Origin of the sequence: Paenibacillus sp. 37 (assembly GCF_008386395.1) — a bacterium.
In the GTDB taxonomy this organism is placed as follows: Bacteria; Bacillota; Bacilli; order Paenibacillales; family Paenibacillaceae; genus Paenibacillus; species Paenibacillus amylolyticus_B.
This window is the reverse complement of the sequence record NZ_CP043761.1, coordinates 139,116-157,370: the sequence shown is the minus strand read 5'-3', so window position 1 is coordinate 157,370 and position 18,255 is coordinate 139,116. Positions and strand designations below refer to the sequence as shown.

Here is an 18,255-nt window from a genome sequence, read left to right as displayed (position 1 = left end):
GGCCTCCTGAATATGAATTAGATTTGTACGCTTTCTATAGTTAAGAAGAGCTGATGTTTTACCTTTGTACAGGTGCTCCTGTCAGAGCCAAAAAGTTGCCGAGCAGCTTCATGCCAAGCTCTCCACTTTTCTCCGGGTGGAATTGCATGCCGAAGTTGGATCCTCTGCCTACAATGGCTGTCACCGGATGTCCGTAATCCGTTACCGCCAGCAGATCGTCCCTGTTTTCAGTAAGCGCATGATAGGAATGGACAAAATAGACGTGACCTGCCTCCAGCCCCGTAAATAGCGGATTTTCCGCGTGCAGGAATTCCAAACGGTTCCATCCCATATGAGGAACCTTCAGCTCTCCTGGTGCGAATCGCACCACTTTCCCTGGCAAAATATCCAGTCCCTCATGCTCGCCATGCTCTTCACTTGAGCTGAACAACAACTGCATCCCCAGACAGATTCCGAGCAGTGGCTTGGACCCGGCAGCAGCTTCCTTCACCACCGTATCCAGGCCACTCTCCCGCAGATGAACCATTGCATCACCAAAAGCACCTACGCCTGGCAGAATGACACCATCTGCGCCAAGAATCTCTTCCCGGTCACCCGTGACCAGCGCTTCGTAGCCAAGACGTTCGACCGCTTTGCCGACGCTGTGCAGGTTACCCATACCGTAATCGACAATTGCAATCGCCATCGTCTACAGCACTCCCTTCGTGGAAGGCACACCTGTTACCCGTGGATCAATCATCGTTGCTTCATCCAGTGCACGTCCCAGTGCCTTAAAGATCGCTTCAATCATGTGGTGAGTGTTCTGACCATAGTGCACAATGACATGCAACGTAATCCGAGCTTCCAGCGCCAATTTCCACAGGAATTCATGTACCAGCTCCGTGGAGAAACTGCCTACCTGTTGGGAAGGGTATTCTGCACGGTATTCAAAGTGAGGTCGGTTACTCACGTCAATAATGACCTGGGCGAGCGCCTCGTCCATCGGTACAAAAACACTGGCGTAACGTTTAATACCGCGTTTGTCACCCAACGCTTCTCGCAACGTCTGTCCCAGACAGATGCCGATGTCTTCAACCGTGTGATGATCATCGATATCAATGTCTCCACGGGCCTGTACGTTCAGGTCGAATTGTCCGTGCTTCGTGAACAGATCCAGCATATGGTTCAGGAAAGGTACATCCGTTTCAATCGTGGATTGTCCTGTGCCATCTACAGTAAAGGCCAATTGAATATTGGTCTCGTTTGTTTTACGGTCAACCTCTGCTTGGCGCACTGCACCTTTGTTTTCAAGTTCCACACCATTATTTTGCTTATCCATTGTCCGATTCCGCCTTTCCTTCCTGTTCTAACCGTACAGCGATTGCACGGGCATGCCCTTCAAGACCCTCATGGCGGGCCAACTCTATAATAGCCGCTCCGTTCTGCAGCAGCGCTTCTTTACTATAATAGATCAGACTCGATTTCTTGATAAAATCGTCCACGTCCACTGGCGAACTGAACCGCGCAGTTCCATTGGTCGGAATAATGTGATTTGGTCCGGCAAAATAATCTCCTACAGGCTCCGAGCTGTACGGGCCGAGGAAGATCGCTCCGGCATTCTCGATCCGGCCAGCGTAAGCCATCGGCTCCTGCACCATAATCTCCAGATGCTCCGGTGCAAGCCGGTTCACCACGTCGATTCCCTCATCGATGGAATCGACCACAATAATCGCGCCATACTGCTCCACCGAAGCAGCAGCGATATCACGCCGCGGCAGCACTTCAAGCTGCCGCTGCACTTCGCCCTGCACGGCTTCCGCCAGCGTGGCCGAATTCGTGACGAGAATGGCCGATGCCATCTCGTCATGTTCCGCCTGCGACAACAGGTCGGCGGCGACGTACACCGGATTCGCCGTATCATCGGCGAGCACCACAATCTCACTCGGCCCGGCGATACTGTCGATATCAACCGCACCGTACACCTCGCGCTTCGCGAGCGCCACGTAAATATTGCCCGGTCCACAGATCTTGTCCACCGGGGCAATACTCTCCGTGCCGTAAGCAAGGGCGGCGATGGCTTGAGCGCCGCCAACCCGGTACATCTCGCTCACGCCTGCTTCCGCAGCAGCAACGAGAATGTACGGATTAATACCTTCGCCACCGTTCGTAGACGGTGGCGTCACGAGAACAATCTCCGGCACGCCTGCCACCTGTGCCGGAATCACATTCATCAGCACAGACGATGGATACGCTGCTTTGCCGCCAGGTACATAGACCCCGACCCGCTTCAGCGGTCGGATGACCTGGCCCAGCAGGCTGCCGTCCGGCTGCCAATCCATCCACGAGTTGCGTTTCTGCTTCTCGTGAAACGCACGAATGTTGGCGGCGGCTTGCCGAATCGCCGTCACAAAGGATGGCTCCACGGCTGCATAAGCCGCCTGCAGCTCTTCCTGCGGCACGCGCAATTCCGCGGCCGTCAGCTTCGTGCGGTCCAGCTGCTCCGTGTAACGCAGCAGTGCCGCATCACCCTCACGGCGAATGTCGCTGACAATACGCCGTACCGTTTCATTTTGCTCTGGCGTGCCATACTCCACTTCCCGCTTCAGATCAAACTCACGTGCAGGTACAATTTTCATACGTACAACCTCCTCATCCTCTGTAATGCCTGCCTTTATATGGCCAATTCGATTCTGATTTTTCTCGTTTCTTGCTTCTATCCTTTCATTCTTTGGTTATTCCGTTTGTATATTTCTCGTTCCTTGCTACCTTGCATTTCTTGCTTCTCAGTGATTTATCCCCGAAGGCTTCCCGCTGAAATCTCATTTGATGCCGGAATGACCTGCTGAAGTGCATCACACAAAGCCTGGATTCGTGCGTTTTTCATCCGATAACTTACCCGATTGGCGATAAGACGGCTGGTGATGTCCAGAATACCCGTCATCTCCACCAATCCGTTCTCGCGCAGTGTCTGACCTGTCTCCACCAGATCGACAATCCGGTCTGCCAGACCAATCAAAGGCGCAAGCTCAATGGAACCATTCAGCTTGATCACCTCGACCTGTTGCCCCTGCTCCCGGAAATACTGTGAAGCAATCCTTGGATACTTCGTTGCAACACGTTGCTGGATGCCTGGCTTCCAGTCGGGAAGTCCGATCACAGACATACGGCACTGAGCGATTCCCAGATTCAACAGTTCGTACACATCCCGATCTTCCTCCAGCAGCACGTCTTTACCAACAATTCCGATATCGGCAACACCGTACTCCACATATGTTGGAACATCTACTGGCTTAGCCATAATGAATTCCATTCCAGCTTCCGGCACTTCAATGACCAATCTGCGTGTATCGTCTACGTCTTCTGGAATATCCAGCCCCGCTTCACGAAACAATTTGGAGGCTTTTTTATAGATTCGGCCCTTCGGCATGGCCACCTTCAGAATATCCGACATCTCAGCGTCCTCCTTCTTCAGATCCGTAAGTAATAACCTGCTCAGCCTGAGCGGTTCTTGCTTCAACCGATACGGCACTTGCCCCAGCCCCGTCTTCAGGAAGAAGGAGTGTCACTACATTTTGTCCCATACTGCGTAATCTTGCCGCTTCTGTTAGTGCCTCGGCCCGACGTTTCGGGGTATATTGGATAAGTACCGTTTTTTTCTCTTCAATCGTAATGCCATGAACACCATCAATAATACGGTTCGTTTTCAGTGCAAATCCTGTAGCCGGCAATGAGCGACCAAACTGTTGTAACAGATTATCATACCGTCCACCGCTACATACTGGAGATCCCAGTTCGGCTGCATACCCTTCAAAGGTCATACCCGTATAATAGGAGAAATCACCGATCATCGTCAGATCAATCAGCACATGCTCGGATACACCGTACGCTTCCAACACTTCGAATACTGCACACAGATGTGCAATCGACTGTGCTGCTTCAGCACTTGAACTTAGCTCTACCGCATGTGTGCATACTTCCTTGCCACCGCGCAGACGCAGGATCGCTTCGAGCTGTTCTTTCAACTTGGGCTCCAGATTCAATGCTTCAATGGACTGGCGATAGCCTACATAATCACGTCCGAGCAGCCCTTCCTTCAATTGCTCCTGCTCCGTTGTCTGGCCTGGAATGACTTCCTCCAGTAACCCGTTCAGGAATCCCATATGGCCCATCGCTATTTTAAAAGAAGACACGCCCGCTGCCTGCAAAGAGGCAATCGCAAGCGCAACAACTTCTGCATCCGCCTCAGGTGAGTCGTCTCCAACCAGCTCCACGCCGGTCTGGAAAAATTCAGCCTCACGCCCAGCTTCCTCTTCAATGGAACGAAATACGTTCGCATGATAGGATAAACGCAGCGGCAACTGCTCATCTTTGAGCATGGATGAAACGACGCGAGCAATCGGAGCCGTTAGATCCGATCTGAGCACCAGCGTGGTTCCCCGGCTGTTTAGCAATTTAAATAATTTGCGATCCGATGTAGAGCTTGCCACACCTACCGTGTCGTAATATTCAATCGTTGGTGTGATGATCTGGCGGTAACCCCAGCGTTCCATACATTCCAGTACATTGCGTTCAATCGTCCGCAGCTTGGATACTACATGTGGTGTATAGTCGCGGAATCCGGTCGGTTTTTCAAAACCTTTTGGTTTGGACATTGGTAATATTCACCCCGAGTCAGTAGTTTAAGGTCGCACTCGTTCTATTTCAACAGGATTTATGTAGTGTAAATCCCCATTCTATCTTATAAATCTTGAATCACAGTATTATCTCATAAGCCTTCATACTATTGGTTTAGTTCAATCTTTATCATGCTTCATTTCTCCAATAATACTTTCACATGGTAAAGTGCTAACAAACTAAAGGATATGGGATATGATAACATGAAATCCGCACTACCGTCAACAACACCGAGGCTTGATTGCCCTTGGATAGGCATATCGTTTTATATACACACCGTTACCCTCACTAATCGGTATTTATATACGAAAAAAGCTGCCATAAGCAGCTTTTTACTTCAACCCATCTTCTTTCATTACGTTATTGACTTAATGCACACTACCCTGAGAGGAATCATCCGTGTTAAAGACAGTCTCTTCCGTAGAAGCTGCCGCACGGGATAAATCACGCAGTGGATTGCCACCCACAAAAGCCCCTGGTGCAACATCCTTATGTACGACTGCTCCAGCAGCTACAACCGCCCCATCCCCTATAGTTACCCCGGGCAGAATCGTTGTATTCGCACCAATCAGTACATTTTCCCCGATAATCACCTCACCGAGCCTGTACTCCTTAATGAGATACTCATGAGCGAGAATCGTTGTGTTGTAACCGATGACCGAGTTTTCGCCGACCGTTATTTTCTCCGGAAAAAACACATCCACCATCACCATCAGGCCAAAGGCCGTGTGTTTTCCCACCTTCATCCCCAGCATTCGGCGATAAATCCAGTTCTTCACTGATAGGATCGGACAGTAGCGTGACAACTGGATCCAGATAAAATTACGAACGCCCTTCCACGGACTCACTGTCTTGTAGATATGCCAAAGTGCATTCTGGTCCTCTACCGGATAGCGGGTTACTTTTCTCATGAACGTCCCGTTTCAATACGGATGAGTTTCAACAAGTCTCTCATGTCATGCAACATATGATCGGGACCATATCCGTTCAGGATTGTTTCCCCTTTAAGAGACCATGCAACCCCCGCCGAGAGTGCGCCCGCATTTTGTGCCGATTGGATATCCACCGGACTGTCACCTACCATCAACGTTTTAGCAGGATCTGCACCCAGTTCCGTCATGGCCTTCAGTACAGGCTCAGCATGGGGCTTCGGATTCGTCACATCGGTCACGGTTACAATTGTTTTCATATATTTCAGTAGATCAAAACGTTCTAGCACCTTTAATGTAGATGGACGAATTTTGGTTGTGACCACACCCATAACAATGCCGGCCTCATGCAGCGCCTCTACTACCTCAATGACATGTGGAAAAGGTCTAACCATCGCTTCATGATGAATATCATTATAAGCACGGTAACCTTTCACGTACTCGGAGACTTCCTCCTGGCCAGAGAAGGTGCGCATTTGTTGCTCCAGTGTGCCACCCATATGTGGAATGATCTGTTCCCGAGTCCATGGAGCTGAATGCTCCCATCCTCCCATGACATGCTGGAATGAGCTGATAATCAACTCATTGGTATCAATAATCGTTCCGTCCAGATCAAACAATACCGTGTCAATCATGTTGCATTACTCCTTTTTATCATCAACTTGCTTGGATTCATCTTTGGCTGGAGGTGTTACCTTATTCTCTTTGCCAGCAACTGTTCCCGTATGCTCCATATCATCTGAGGTAACTTTGGACGATACAATCGGATCACTATAACGAACATCTGCTTTACCTGTCACTCTTCTCACCACAATGAATACAACAGCAACAATAATGATACCAATTGCGAGCAGTTGCGAGATTCTTACGTTACCGTAAGCAGGATCAAGATATCCTTGTTCAAAGCCCATTGCAGTCATTGGAGACCACAGCCCGTTCACTAATGAAGCAACCCATTGCGGAGCCTGGAAGCCAAGACTGTCCGTACGTAGAGCTTCAATGAAGAAACGACCGATAGAGTACCAGATGAAATAAGACATAAACAGTTCACCTGAACGGAGAAACTTCTGACGACGCAGAACCAAGAGCAAGACCAGGCCAACGAGACTCCACATCGATTCATACAAAAATGCAGGATGGTGGAATACACCCTCTACGTTCATTTGATTCACAATAAAGTCCGGCAGATGAAGCTTGTCTCTCAAAAATGATTCTTCCACAGGACCGCCGTAGGCTTCCTGATTCACAAAGTTCCCCCAGCGTCCGATCAACTGTCCAACGAGCAGTCCAGGCGCACAGATATCGGCCATACGCCAGAAGTTATATCCTTTACGACGGAAGAAAATAACTGCACAGATGATTGCACCAATAAGGGCACCATAGATGGCAATACCGCCATTCCATATTTTAAAGACATCCCAGAAGTTATCCTTATAATCTTCCCACTTAAATGCTACGTAGTAGATGCGGGCACCAATGATGGCAGAAGGTACACCCAGCAGGACCATGTCCATGAACACTTCCTGTGGAATGTTGTAGCGTTTGCCCTCCCGGATCACGAGCAGCAGTCCTATAAGTGCCGCAGCACCAAGAATAAGCCCGTACCAGTGAACCTTTAACGCTCCAATAGAGAACGCAATCGGGTTCAACAGTAATAATGTATCCATTCATTCACACTCCTATTTATTCAATCAATCGCACGCATGACGAATGGTTGGCATACACTGCGCCTTAAGAGAAGCAGTACATGTCAACCATTTATCTTCATTTCCTTGTATAAAATGTTTCTTAATCCATGTCTTCCATATCTTCCGAGATGGTTGCTGTCAGCTTGTTCGTGAATTGCAGTGCAGCATTCAGACCCATCTGTTTCAGGCGATAGTTCATACCTGCCACTTCAATAATAACTGCCAAGTTCCGTCCCGGACGAACAGGAATCGTAACGAGAGGCACATCGGTATCAATGATACGTGTAGTCTCTTCATCCAGACCCAGACGATCATATTGTTTATCCTGCTGCCATGCTTCCAGACGTACAACCAAGGTAATACGTTTGTTATTCCGAACTGCACCAGCTCCGAACAATGTCATGACGTTGATAATACCAACACCTCGAATTTCGAGCAAATGGCGGATCAATTCAGGTGCAGTACCGTGCAGCTGAAAATCTGACGTTTGGCGGATCTCTACCGCATCATCGGCAATCAGTCGGTGTCCACGTTTCACCAGTTCCAGTGCTGTCTCACTCTTACCAATACCGCTACTACCCGTGATCAGCATGCCTACGCCATAGACATCACAAAGTACACCGTGAATGGTTGCTGTTGGTGCTAATTTCCCCTCCAAAAATCCGGTGATCCGGCTGGACAGAATCGTTGTTGCCATATTACTGCGTAATACAGCCAGGTCCCGTTCTTCACTGATATCAATCAGTTCTTGCGGCACTTCAAGTCCGCGCGTTACAACGATACAAGGCGTCTCTTCTGTACAAAGACGTTGCATACGATCACGCCGCTCTTGCTCAGGTAACATTGCAAAGAAAGCTAACTCCGTTCTTCCAAGTAGCTGTACCCGTTCTTGTGGATGGTATTCAAAATAGCCGGCCATTTCCAGACCAGGACGGTTCAGGTCATCTACCGTAATGACTCTTTTCAATCCGTGAGATCCAGAAACAACCTCCAACTGAAATTGCTGCACCAGTTCAGATACTTTCACTTTTTTCGCCATTTGTCTCTTCCTTTCAGCATTAGCTGTCCCTCTATGTACATCAGATCGTGTATCAGTTATTTCCATTATTAGCGCGTTCACAACATGGGGTACAGAATGCATACCCTTCCAACAGTCGATTCTCTCAAATAAATGAAGACAGACCTTCAAATAATCTTAAATGAATTCCGGGATGAATGCAATCGCAGCCTCCGACAACCATTAGTAAGAAAAGTCTTCTGATCGAAGTACCTTCTGGGATACTACATTCGCAGTTTACCGGCCGTTTTTCTTGCGGTTATTTATCCTTCAACTCCTCCGAAACTTATAATTCCAATAATCTTAAAAAAAGCCCCTTCCAGCAATAACGGAAGGGGCTCTCATTACAATGTATAATTGCGTTAACTTTCAGGTTCCATCGTCACCGAGGAATCCCAGTATTATTTGTCTTGAAGAAGTACGTTCACTTCAGTCTCTTTGTCAAAGATATGAACTTTGTTCATGTCGATGGCCATTTTAACTGTGGAACCATCACGAGTGTTAGAACGTCCGTCTACACGTGCGATCGTTGTATCATTACCAACACCGCTCAAGTAGAGGAGCATTTCGTGACCCAGGTTCTCTGTAACATCTACGTGTGTAGAGAATACAGAGTTCGGGGATGCTTCCAGGAATACTGGCTCTTCGTGAATATCTTCTGGACGAACACCCAGAATCACTTCTTTGCCAATGTATCCTCTAGATTTCAACACTTGTGCTTTACCTTGCGGGATTTCAACATCCACACCAGGAGCTATGAAATGCATGCTAGTACCTTGCTCAGCGAGTTTACCCGAGATAAAGTTCATTGTCGGGGAACCGATGAAACCAGCTACGAACAGGTTAGCCGGCAGGTTATACAGCTCTTCCGGAGAAGCTGCTTGTTGGATGATACCATCCTTCATAACAACGATCCGATCACCCATCGTCATTGCTTCGATCTGGTCATGCGTTACGTAGATAACTGTTGTTTCCAAACGTTTAGCCAGTTTAGTGATTTCCGCACGCATCTGACCACGAAGTTTAGCATCCAAGTTGGAGAGAGGCTCATCCATCAAGAAGACTTGTGGATCACGGACAATCGCACGTCCTAGAGCGACACGCTGACGTTGACCACCGGACAATGCCTTAGGTTTACGCTCAAGCAAATGCTCGATATCCAGGATTTTAGCTGCTTCACGTACACGTTTGTCGATCTCGTCTTTTTTAACCTTACGCAATTTCAAACCAAATGCCATGTTTTGATATACGCTCATATGCGGATACAAGGCATAGGATTGGAATACCATCGCGATATCGCGGTCTTTAGGTGCAACATCATTAACGACACGGTCACCGATATAGAGTTTACCTTCAGAAATTTCCTCAAGGCCTGCGATCATACGCAGTGTTGTTGATTTACCACAACCGGACGGGCCTACCAGTACCAGAAATTCTTTATCTTTAATGTCCAGGTTAATGTCAACTACAGTTGCTTTATCAGAACCCGGGTATTTTTTGAAAATATGCTCTAAACGTACTCCAGCCATGATTGTTGCCTCCTCAGAGATCATTTTGTAATCGAATACAATTTGTATTTTTATAATACCCTATCTACGTGAGGTTTGACTATTCGCAAACTGCACAAAAATATCAATGCTTTTTCGTCACTTTGTACATTAGTAGTAAAAACTGCACTAGAACAGCACTTTCGAAGTGCCTCACATCGTAACCAATCTCCTGTTTGATCTTGTCCAGACGATAGACCAACGTATTACGATGAATGAAAAGTCGTTTCGCTGTCTCGCTGACATTACAGTCCAGGCTAAAAAAGGTTTCCAGCGTAGCAAGTGTCTCACTGTCATTGAAGATTACCGTGTCTTTGCCTGTTTCCTGTATAAACCGTGTACGTTGTTCATCAGGAATGCTCGCTACCAACCGCTCCAGATGCAGATCCCATGGGAGATGAATATGCTGCGTAACATGGAATGCTCTCCCCAAGTGAACACTTTCTTTAAGAAGGGTTGTGACCGATACAAGTTGTTGTGCAGGAATGCATGGCAGAGATGCAGAGAGATGGAACACCCCAGCCCACTCACTGGCAACCAATTCATGCAACCCCAGACAAAAAGCGTTCAGTGAATCCTTTTTGGCCTCCGTTGTATCTTCCTCGGCTTCTTCTGTAACAATTTCTTTATCACCCATGAAGATCCACTCTTGCTCCCCCAAAGGAATCAAGACAATTTCCTCGCCAAAGTAACTCTCAAGCAACTTGTTGAGTTCCTTGGATCGTAAACGATGTGCATCCGGTGTATCCCCTTGCAGCAAGAACAGAATCTTCTCAGCATTTAATCCTGCAGGCACCACAAAGCGATCAGGAACCGCTTCAGATTCCTGCTTGGTTGGTTGTTCGATCTGCTCTTTAAGCCAGAGACCCAATTCAGTCAAATACTGCTCTCTATCATTCTCATATACAACAGGTTGTACCTCATCGGGTAGAGCCGTGTTAGTACGGATTAAAAGCTCAATCAATTGTCGTGTTTCCACGGTAATAGATTTTTCAGGGCATCCCCAACACACGGCAGTCTCTTCTTGCTCATTCATCCGAACCTTAAAAAAGATACGCTTTCCCGTATTCAAACTGATTACATCAGCTGAACTTGGAGATGTAGAATGAACAGATAACTCCTGACGCTCACCTTCATCACCAACGGTCTCTAAATTCTCATGATGACCAACCAGATTAGCAACGGATTGCGTCCATTCTTGTATTGTAATTTCATATTCGTCCAAAGTTGTGCCTATAATGACTTCAATTTGCTGTTTTAGATCAGGTATGAGCTTCATATAATGAACGTCACCACTCTGCATGTTTTCTATTAGTTTATCATATCTTGCCCAGCATTAATAAATATCCATATTGAGTTAAAATCACATAACAAAAAAAGAGCAACTAATCAAATTAATGATTAATCACTCTTTTCTTAAAGATGAGTCATGAAGGGCTCGAACCTTCGACACCCTGATTAAAAGTCAGGTGCTCTACCAACTGAGCTAATGACTCATAAAACTGGTGGAGGATGATGGATTCGAACCACCGAACCCGTACGGGAGCAGATTTACAGTCTGATGCGTTTGGCCACTTCGCTAATCCTCCAGGGATTAAAGGTGGCTCGGGACGGAATCGAACCGCCGACACGAGGATTTTCAGTCCTCTGCTCTACCGACTGAGCTACCGAGCCATATTTAATTTTTAGGATTAATGGCGGAACCGACGGGATTCGAACCCGCGATCTCCTGCGTGACAGGCAGGCATGTTAGGCCAACTACACCACGGTTCCAGGCATTAATGGTGCCGGCGAGAGGACTTGAACCCCCAACCTACTGATTACAAGTCAGTTGCTCTACCAGTTGAGCTACACCGGCGTATATGGTGGAGGCTGAGGGGATCGAACCCCCGACCCTCTGCTTGTAAGGCAGATGCTCTCCCAGCTGAGCTAAGCCTCCTGGGTAATATGGTAGCGGCGGAGGGGATCGAACCCCCGACCTTACGGGTATGAACCGTACGCTCTAGCCAGCTGAGCTACACCGCCATATTAATTGTGTTTTGATTGCTTGTCCATCTTTAGGTAAAGATGGCGGAGAGAGAGGGATTCGAACCCTCGCACCGCTTACGCAGTCTAACCCCTTAGCAGAGGGTCCCCTTATAGCCACTTGGGTATCTCTCCAAATAACAATCATCAACATCATCAAGGATTGCTCCCTGAAAACTAGATTCGAAACGAAACATGCGAATTATCACTTGCTATTGGATAAGCCCTCGACCGATTAGTACTGGTCAGCTCCATGCATTGCTGCACTTCCACCCCCAGCCTATCTACCTCGTCGTCTTCAAGGGGTCTTACATACTGGGAAATCTCATCTTGAGGGGGGCTTCACGCTTAGATGCTTTCAGCGTTTATCCCGTCCGTACATAGCTACCCAGCGGTGCTCCTGGCGGAACAACTGGTACACCAGCGGTACGTCCATCCCGGTCCTCTCGTACTAAGGACAGCTCCTCTCAAATTTCCTACGCCCACGACAGATAGGGACCGAACTGTCTCACGACGTTCTGAACCCAGCTCGCGTACCGCTTTAATGGGCGAACAGCCCAACCCTTGGGACCTACTTCAGCCCCAGGATGCGATGAGCCGACATCGAGGTGCCAAACCTCCCCGTCGATGTGGACTCTTGGGGGAGATAAGCCTGTTATCCCCAGGGTAGCTTTTATCCGTTGAGCGATGGCCCTTCCATGCGGTACCACCGGATCACTAAGCCCGACTTTCGTCCCTGCTCGACTTGTAGGTCTCGCAGTCAAGCTCCCTTATGCCTTTGCACTCTTCGAATGATTTCCAACCATTCTGAGGGAACCTTTGGGCGCCTCCGTTACTCTTTAGGAGGCGACCGCCCCAGTCAAACTGCCCACCTGACACTGTCCCCGCACCGGATTACGGTACCAGGTTAGAACCTAGATACGATCAGGGTGGTATCCCAACGTTGCCTCCACACAAGCTGGCGCTCATGCTTCAAAGGCTCCCACCTATCCTGTACAGATCGTACCCAAATTCAATATCAAGCTGCAGTAAAGCTCCATGGGGTCTTTCCGTCTTGTCGCGGGTAACCTGCATCTTCACAGGTATTAAAATTTCACCGGATCTCTCGTTGAGACAGCGCCCAAGTCGTTACGCCATTCGTGCGGGTCAGAATTTACCTGACAAGGAATTTCGCTACCTTAGGACCGTTATAGTTACGGCCGCCGTTTACTGGGGCTTCGGTTCACAGCTTCGGGATTACTCCCTAACCACTCCCCTTAACCTTCCAGCACCGGGCAGGCGTCAGCCCGTATACTTCGCCTTACGGCTTCGCACAGACCTGTGTTTTTGCTAAACAGTCGCTTGGGCCTTTTCACTGCGGCCCCCTCGTGCTATTCACACTACCGGGGCACCCCTTCTCCCGAAGTTACGGGGTCATTTTGCCGAGTTCCTTAACGAGAGTTCTTCCGCGCGCCTTAGAATACTCTTCTCGCCTACCTGTGTCGGTTTGCGGTACGGGCACCATCACCTGGCTAGAGGCTTTTCTTGGCAGTGTGAGATCATGACCTTCGCTACTATAATTTTCGCTCCCCATCACAGCTCAGCCTTACAATGTGCGGATTTGCCTACACATCAGCCTTACTGCTTAGACGGACATCCATCAGTCCGCGTCACTACCCTACTGCGTCCCCCCATTGCTCATAACGGCTTACGGTGGTACAGGAATTTCGACCTGTTGTCCTTCGACTACGCCTTTCGGCCTCGCCTTAGGTCCCGACTTACCCTGAGCGGACGAGCCTTCCTCAGGAACCCTTAGGCTTTCGGCGGATCAGATTCTCACTGATCTTTTCGTTACTCATACCGGCATTCTCACTTGTATAATGTCCAGCGCTCCTTACGGTACACCTTCAACCCTTATACAACGCTCCCCTACCCCTGATGCAAAGCATCAAGCCATAGCTTCGGTGGTGTGTTTAGCCCCGTTACATTTTCGGCGCAGAGTCACTCGACCAGTGAGCTATTACGCACTCTTTCAATGGTGGCTGCTTCTAAGCCAACATCCTGGTTGTCTGTGCAACTCCACATCCTTTCCCACTTAACACACACTTGGGGACCTTAGCTGATGGTCTGGGCTGTTTCCCTTTTGACAATGGATCTTAGCACTCACTGTCTGACTCCCGGAAGTAAGTCTATGGCATTCGGAGTTTGACTGAGCTTGGTAACCCTTGCGGGCCCCGCACCCAATCAGTGCTCTACCTCCACGACTCTGTTTTCCGAGGCTAGCCCTAAAGCTATTTCGGGGAGAACCAGCTATCTCCGAGTTCGATTGGAATTTCTCCGCTACCCCCACCTCATCCCCGCATTTTTCAACATGCGTGGGTTCGGGCCTCCAGTGCGTGTTACCGCACCTTCACCCTGGACAGGGGTAGATCACCCGGTTTCGGGTCTACGTCCACGTACTATGTCGCCCTATTCAGACTCGCTTTCGCTGCGGCTCCGGCTCTTCACCTTAACCTTGCACGGGAACGTAACTCGCCGGTTCATTCTACAAAAGGCACGCCATCACCCCTAAAACGGGCTCTGACTTTTTGTAAGCACACGGTTTCAGGTTCTATTTCACTCCCCTTCCGGGGTGCTTTTCACCTTTCCCTCACGGTACTGCTTCACTATCGGTCGCTAGGAAGTATTTAGCCTTGGCAGATGGTCCTGCCGGATTCATACGGGGTTTCACGTGCCCCGCACTACTCGGGATCCGTCTCGGAGGGAACAGACTTTCAACTACAGGGCTTTTACCTTCTTTGGCGGGCCTTTCCAGACCTCTTCGCTTAACCGGTTCCTTTGTAACTCCATGTGAGACGTCCCACAACCCCAAAGAGCAAGCTCTCTGGTTTGGGCTTCTCCGCGTTCGCTCGCCGCTACTGACGGAATCACTATTGTTTTCTCTTCCTCAGGGTACTTAGATGTTTCAGTTCCCCTGGTATGCCTCTACACAACCTATGTATTCAGTTGTGAGTAACTGGAAATTACCCCAGCTGGGTTTCCCCATTCGGACACCCCCGGATCAAAGCTTGCTTACAGCTCCCCGAGGCAGTTTCGTTGTTCGCCACGTCCTTCATCGGCTCCTAGCGCCTAGGCATCCTCCGTGTGCTCTTAGTAGCTTAACCATTTTGTTCTGGTTTCGACTGCTTGCTTCCCTTGTTTTGCTTGCGCAAAGCCAAAAGTCGCTCCCATTCGATACCATCACAAAAGCAATTTAACTACCTTTATAAACACTTCACTTGTTTACACAAGATCAGCTTAAAGGAATGTTCTAATTCGCGTTTGTTTCGTTTCGATATCTAGTTTTCAAAGAACAAACTTGTAATCATTTTTGGTGGAGCCAAGCGGGATCGAACCGCTGACCTCCTGCTTGCAAGGCAGGCGCTCTCCCAGCTGAGCTATGGCCCCGTATAAAGTTTAAAGGTATAGATGGTGGGCCCTGGTGGACTCGAACCACCGGCCTCACCCTTATCAGAGGTGCGCTCTAACCAACTGAGCTAAGGGCCCACATTATATATACTATTTGAACCCAAAATGGGTTACGCTTGGCGGCGTTCTACTCTCCCAGGACCCTGCGGTCCAAGTACCATTGACGCTGAAGGGCTTAACGGTCGTGTTCGGGATGGGAACGTGTGGAACCCCTTCGCTATCGCCACCAAACGTTTGAGAGTTTGAGCTCTCAAAACTGAGCAACGAGTGAGTAACTAGCCGACCTGACTAGATTTTGTATTTGAATGTTTCCGTTGCAGGAAACGATTCTCCATAGAAAGGAGGTGATCCAGCCGCACCTTCCGATACGGCTACCTTGTTACGACTTCACCCCAATCATCTATCCCACCTTCGGCGGCTGGCTCCTTGCGGTTACCCCACCGACTTCGGGTGTTATAAACTCTCGTGGTGTGACGGGCGGTGTGTACAAGACCCGGGAACGTATTCACCGCGGCATGCTGATCCGCGATTACTAGCAATTCCGACTTCATGCAGGCGAGTTGCAGCCTGCAATCCGAACTGAGACCGGCTTTGTTGGGATTGGCTCCATCTCGCGATTTCGCAGCCCGTTGTACCGGCCATTGTAGTACGTGTGTAGCCCAGGTCATAAGGGGCATGATGATTTGACGTCATCCCCACCTTCCTCCGGTTTGTCACCGGCAGTCTATCTAGAGTGCCCACCCGAAGTGCTGGCAACTAAATATAAGGGTTGCGCTCGTTGCGGGACTTAACCCAACATCTCACGACACGAGCTGACGACAACCATGCACCACCTGTCTCCTCTGTCCCGAAGGAAAGGTACATCTCTGTACCGGTCAGAGGGATGTCAAGACCTGGTAAGGTTCTTCGCGTTGCTTCGAATTAAACCACATACTCCACTGCTTGTGCGGGTCCCCGTCAATTCCTTTGAGTTTCAGTCTTGCGACCGTACTCCCCAGGCGGAGTGCTTAATGTGTTAACTTCGGCACCAAGGGTATCGAAACCCCTAACACCTAGCACTCATCGTTTACGGCGTGGACTACCAGGGTATCTAATCCTGTTTGCTCCCCACGCTTTCGCGCCTCAGCGTCAGTTACAGCCCAGAGAGTCGCCTTCGCCACTGGTGTTCCTCCACATATCTACGCATTTCACCGCTACACGTGGAATTCCACTCTCCTCTTCTGCACTCAAGTCACCCAGTTTCCAGTGCGATCCGGGGTTGAGCCCCGGGATTAAACACCAGACTTAAATGACCGCCTGCGCGCGCTTTACGCCCAATAATTCCGGACAACGCTTGCCCCCTACGTATTACCGCGGCTGCTGGCACGTAGTTAGCCGGGGCTTTCTTCTCAGGTACCGTCACCTTGAGAGCAGTTACTCTCCCAAGCGTTCTTCCCTGGCAACAGAGCTTTACGATCCGAAAACCTTCATCACTCACGCGGCATTGCTCCGTCAGGCTTTCGCCCATTGCGGAAGATTCCCTACTGCTGCCTCCCGTAGGAGTCTGGGCCGTGTCTCAGTCCCAGTGTGGCCGATCACCCTCTCAGGTCGGCTACGCATCGTCGCCTTGGTGAGCCGTTACCTCACCAACTAGCTAATGCGCCGCAGGCCCATCCCCAAGTGACAGATTGCTCCGTCTTTCCAGTTTCCTTCAGGCGAAGAAAACAATTATTCGGTATTAGCTACCGTTTCCGGTAGTTGTCCCAAACTTGAGGGCAGGTTGCCTACGTGTTACTCACCCGTCCGCCGCTAACTATCAGAGAAGCAAGCTTCTCATCAAGTCCGCTCGACTTGCATGTATTAGGCATGCCGCCAGCGTTCGTCCTGAGCCAGGATCAAACTCTCCAATAAAGTATTGAAAAGAGCGATAAGCTCATTTTGAATCTGACGAGATTAAAAATCTCATTTGTGCTCCAGTCGATTCAAGCCAAGGCTTGTTTCAAACTTTCGCGTTCATTCTGCAAGCAGAATGTTTACTCACTCGTTGTTCAGTTTTCAAAGATCAAACTTGTTTTTTCGTCACCATTTTCTCTCAGCGGCGACTTTTATAATGTATCACACTTCATTTGTTTTGGTCAAGTGTTTTTTTGAAATTCTTTTTCGAAGTTCGTAATGAACTCCTTCATTTCATCTAAAGCATCTAACCAAGCAAGCAAAGCAACGAGATATAATGTACCATATAAATATCCTATGAGTCAACTATCCGAACAAAGAAATTTTCAACCCTAATAATAGCCCCACACCTGGCAATCCCAAAACAGTTACAGTCCCTATCGTTGCTGGGTTCAGCGGGATGTAGGTTCCTGTAATCCAGCCGGAATAATTCACGATATATATCCCTACTGCAGCCAGCACCAGATGAATTCCAAATGACGTGAAAAACGATAACCCTATCCGCTTTCTGAATAAAATAACGATAAGCCCCAGTAACGATATAACCAATACACTTCCCAGTATGATACTCTTCATATATTACACCTCCGTGTTTAATGTAAACGTGACTCTACATACTAACCCCTCGCTGTGATGTAAGATCATCATTCGCTCTGGCTCGCTTTGCTCTTCTCAAGTGGATCTGGTACTTCCGCTCAGCTGCCTCCAATACATAAATAGCATAATCAATCTCATCCTGCCCCTGTGCATCTTCAAACTGTCTCATAGCCCGTTCCCATTCCTGCTTAGCCACCTGAATATCTGCATAGATCTGATCCGCCTCAAGTTCCTTCAACATTCTGTTGTGTTTCTCTACCGAGTTCCGTGTATTTCGCCACAAAAACATAAACTCTCCTCCTCCTGATCAGCACAGCATATTCTCATACTTATCAGGGAAAGGACAAACTTAGAACTCAGGCATTCATTTTCTTCTCAAA

At 48.8% G+C, this 18,255-nt stretch carries 13 protein-coding genes, 10 tRNA genes and 3 rRNA genes; all 26 read right to left on the bottom strand.

Annotation, left to right across the window (positions count from 1 at the left end):
- Nucleotides 1-58: 58 nt before the first annotated feature.
- A complete protein-coding gene (gene hisH, locus F0220_RS00770; protein ID WP_105602314.1) occupies nt 59-685 on the bottom strand; it encodes an imidazole glycerol phosphate synthase subunit HisH in 627 nt (208 codons plus the stop codon).
- A 3-nt stretch (nt 686-688) separates the two neighbouring features.
- On the bottom strand, nt 689-1,318 hold the full coding sequence (gene hisB / locus F0220_RS00765) for an imidazoleglycerol-phosphate dehydratase HisB (protein WP_197997954.1): 630 nt from the start codon (nt 1,316-1,318) through the stop codon (nt 689-691).
- Complete coding sequence (gene hisD / locus F0220_RS00760; RefSeq protein ID WP_074092955.1) at nt 1,311-2,615, bottom strand: histidinol dehydrogenase; 1,305 nt, start codon at nt 2,613-2,615, stop codon at nt 1,311-1,313. Before hisD ends, hisB begins: the two co-directional genes overlap by 8 nt.
- 155 nt (nt 2,616-2,770) lie before the next feature.
- On the bottom strand, nt 2,771-3,430 hold the full coding sequence (hisG, locus tag F0220_RS00755) for an ATP phosphoribosyltransferase (RefSeq protein WP_091012003.1): 660 nt from the start codon (nt 3,428-3,430) through the stop codon (nt 2,771-2,773).
- A gap of 1 nt (nt 3,431) precedes the next feature.
- Nucleotides 3,432-4,631, bottom strand: coding sequence for an ATP phosphoribosyltransferase regulatory subunit (locus F0220_RS00750; RefSeq protein ID WP_149846235.1), 1,200 nt, complete (start codon nt 4,629-4,631; stop codon nt 3,432-3,434).
- A gap of 390 nt (nt 4,632-5,021) precedes the next feature.
- Nucleotides 5,022-5,564 (bottom strand): acyltransferase, encoded by a 543-nt coding sequence (locus F0220_RS00745; protein ID WP_036616162.1) that lies wholly within the window; start codon nt 5,562-5,564, stop codon nt 5,022-5,024.
- Nucleotides 5,561-6,217, bottom strand: a complete 657-nt coding sequence (gene ppaX / locus F0220_RS00740) for a pyrophosphatase PpaX (RefSeq protein ID WP_149846234.1) — start codon at nt 6,215-6,217, stop codon at nt 5,561-5,563. Before ppaX ends, F0220_RS00745 begins: the two co-directional genes overlap by 4 nt.
- Nucleotides 6,218-6,223: 6 nt before the next feature.
- A complete protein-coding gene (gene lgt, locus F0220_RS00735; protein WP_076320055.1) occupies nt 6,224-7,249 on the bottom strand; it encodes a prolipoprotein diacylglyceryl transferase in 1,026 nt (341 codons plus the stop codon).
- 121 nt (nt 7,250-7,370) lie between these two features.
- Nucleotides 7,371-8,309, bottom strand: coding sequence for an HPr(Ser) kinase/phosphatase (hprK, locus tag F0220_RS00730; protein WP_091011999.1), 939 nt, complete (start codon nt 8,307-8,309; stop codon nt 7,371-7,373).
- A 419-nt stretch (nt 8,310-8,728) separates the two neighbouring features.
- The gene (locus F0220_RS00725; protein ID WP_017691279.1) at nt 8,729-9,856 is read right to left on the bottom strand and encodes an ABC transporter ATP-binding protein; all 1,128 of its coding nucleotides are present in this window, start codon (nt 9,854-9,856) and stop codon (nt 8,729-8,731) included.
- 103 nt (nt 9,857-9,959) lie between these two features.
- On the bottom strand, nt 9,960-11,177 hold the full coding sequence (locus tag F0220_RS00720; RefSeq protein ID WP_149846233.1) for a PucR family transcriptional regulator: 1,218 nt from the start codon (nt 11,175-11,177) through the stop codon (nt 9,960-9,962).
- A gap of 120 nt (nt 11,178-11,297) precedes the next feature.
- A tRNA-Lys gene (locus tag F0220_RS00715) sits at nt 11,298-11,370 on the bottom strand.
- A gap of 7 nt (nt 11,371-11,377) precedes the next feature.
- Nucleotides 11,378-11,463: transfer RNA gene (locus F0220_RS00710), tRNA-Tyr, on the bottom strand.
- Nucleotides 11,464-11,475: 12 nt separating this feature from the next.
- Nucleotides 11,476-11,548, bottom strand: a tRNA-Phe gene (locus F0220_RS00705).
- A gap of 21 nt (nt 11,549-11,569) precedes the next feature.
- Nucleotides 11,570-11,647: transfer RNA gene (locus F0220_RS00700), tRNA-Asp, on the bottom strand.
- 9 nt (nt 11,648-11,656) lie between these two features.
- Nucleotides 11,657-11,732 (bottom strand) — tRNA-Thr (locus tag F0220_RS00695).
- 5 nt (nt 11,733-11,737) lie between these two features.
- Nucleotides 11,738-11,813, bottom strand: a tRNA-Val gene (locus tag F0220_RS00690).
- 9 nt (nt 11,814-11,822) lie between these two features.
- Nucleotides 11,823-11,899: transfer RNA gene (locus F0220_RS00685), tRNA-Met, on the bottom strand.
- A 43-nt stretch (nt 11,900-11,942) separates the two neighbouring features.
- Nucleotides 11,943-12,034, bottom strand: a tRNA-Ser gene (locus F0220_RS00680).
- 80 nt (nt 12,035-12,114) lie between these two features.
- Nucleotides 12,115-15,042 (bottom strand): 23S ribosomal RNA (locus F0220_RS00675).
- Between the two features lie 207 nt (nt 15,043-15,249).
- Nucleotides 15,250-15,325: transfer RNA gene (locus tag F0220_RS00670), tRNA-Ala, on the bottom strand.
- Nucleotides 15,326-15,347: 22 nt separating this feature from the next.
- Nucleotides 15,348-15,424, bottom strand: a tRNA-Ile gene (locus F0220_RS00665).
- Nucleotides 15,425-15,460: 36 nt separating this feature from the next.
- Nucleotides 15,461-15,577: ribosomal RNA gene (rrf, locus tag F0220_RS00660) — 5S ribosomal RNA — on the bottom strand.
- Nucleotides 15,578-15,683: 106 nt separating this feature from the next.
- A 16S ribosomal RNA gene (locus F0220_RS00655) occupies nt 15,684-17,236 on the bottom strand.
- The 16S, 23S and 5S rRNA genes sit together here with 10 tRNA genes alongside, the layout of an rRNA operon.
- Before the next feature lie 348 nt (nt 17,237-17,584).
- Nucleotides 17,585-17,854, bottom strand: coding sequence for a pro-sigmaK processing inhibitor BofA family protein (locus F0220_RS00650; protein WP_036607241.1), 270 nt, complete (start codon nt 17,852-17,854; stop codon nt 17,585-17,587).
- Nucleotides 17,855-17,888: 34 nt separating this feature from the next.
- Complete coding sequence (locus F0220_RS00645) at nt 17,889-18,116, bottom strand: DUF2508 family protein (protein WP_083677617.1); 228 nt, start codon at nt 18,114-18,116, stop codon at nt 17,889-17,891.
- Between the last annotated feature and the right edge of the window lie 139 nt (nt 18,117-18,255).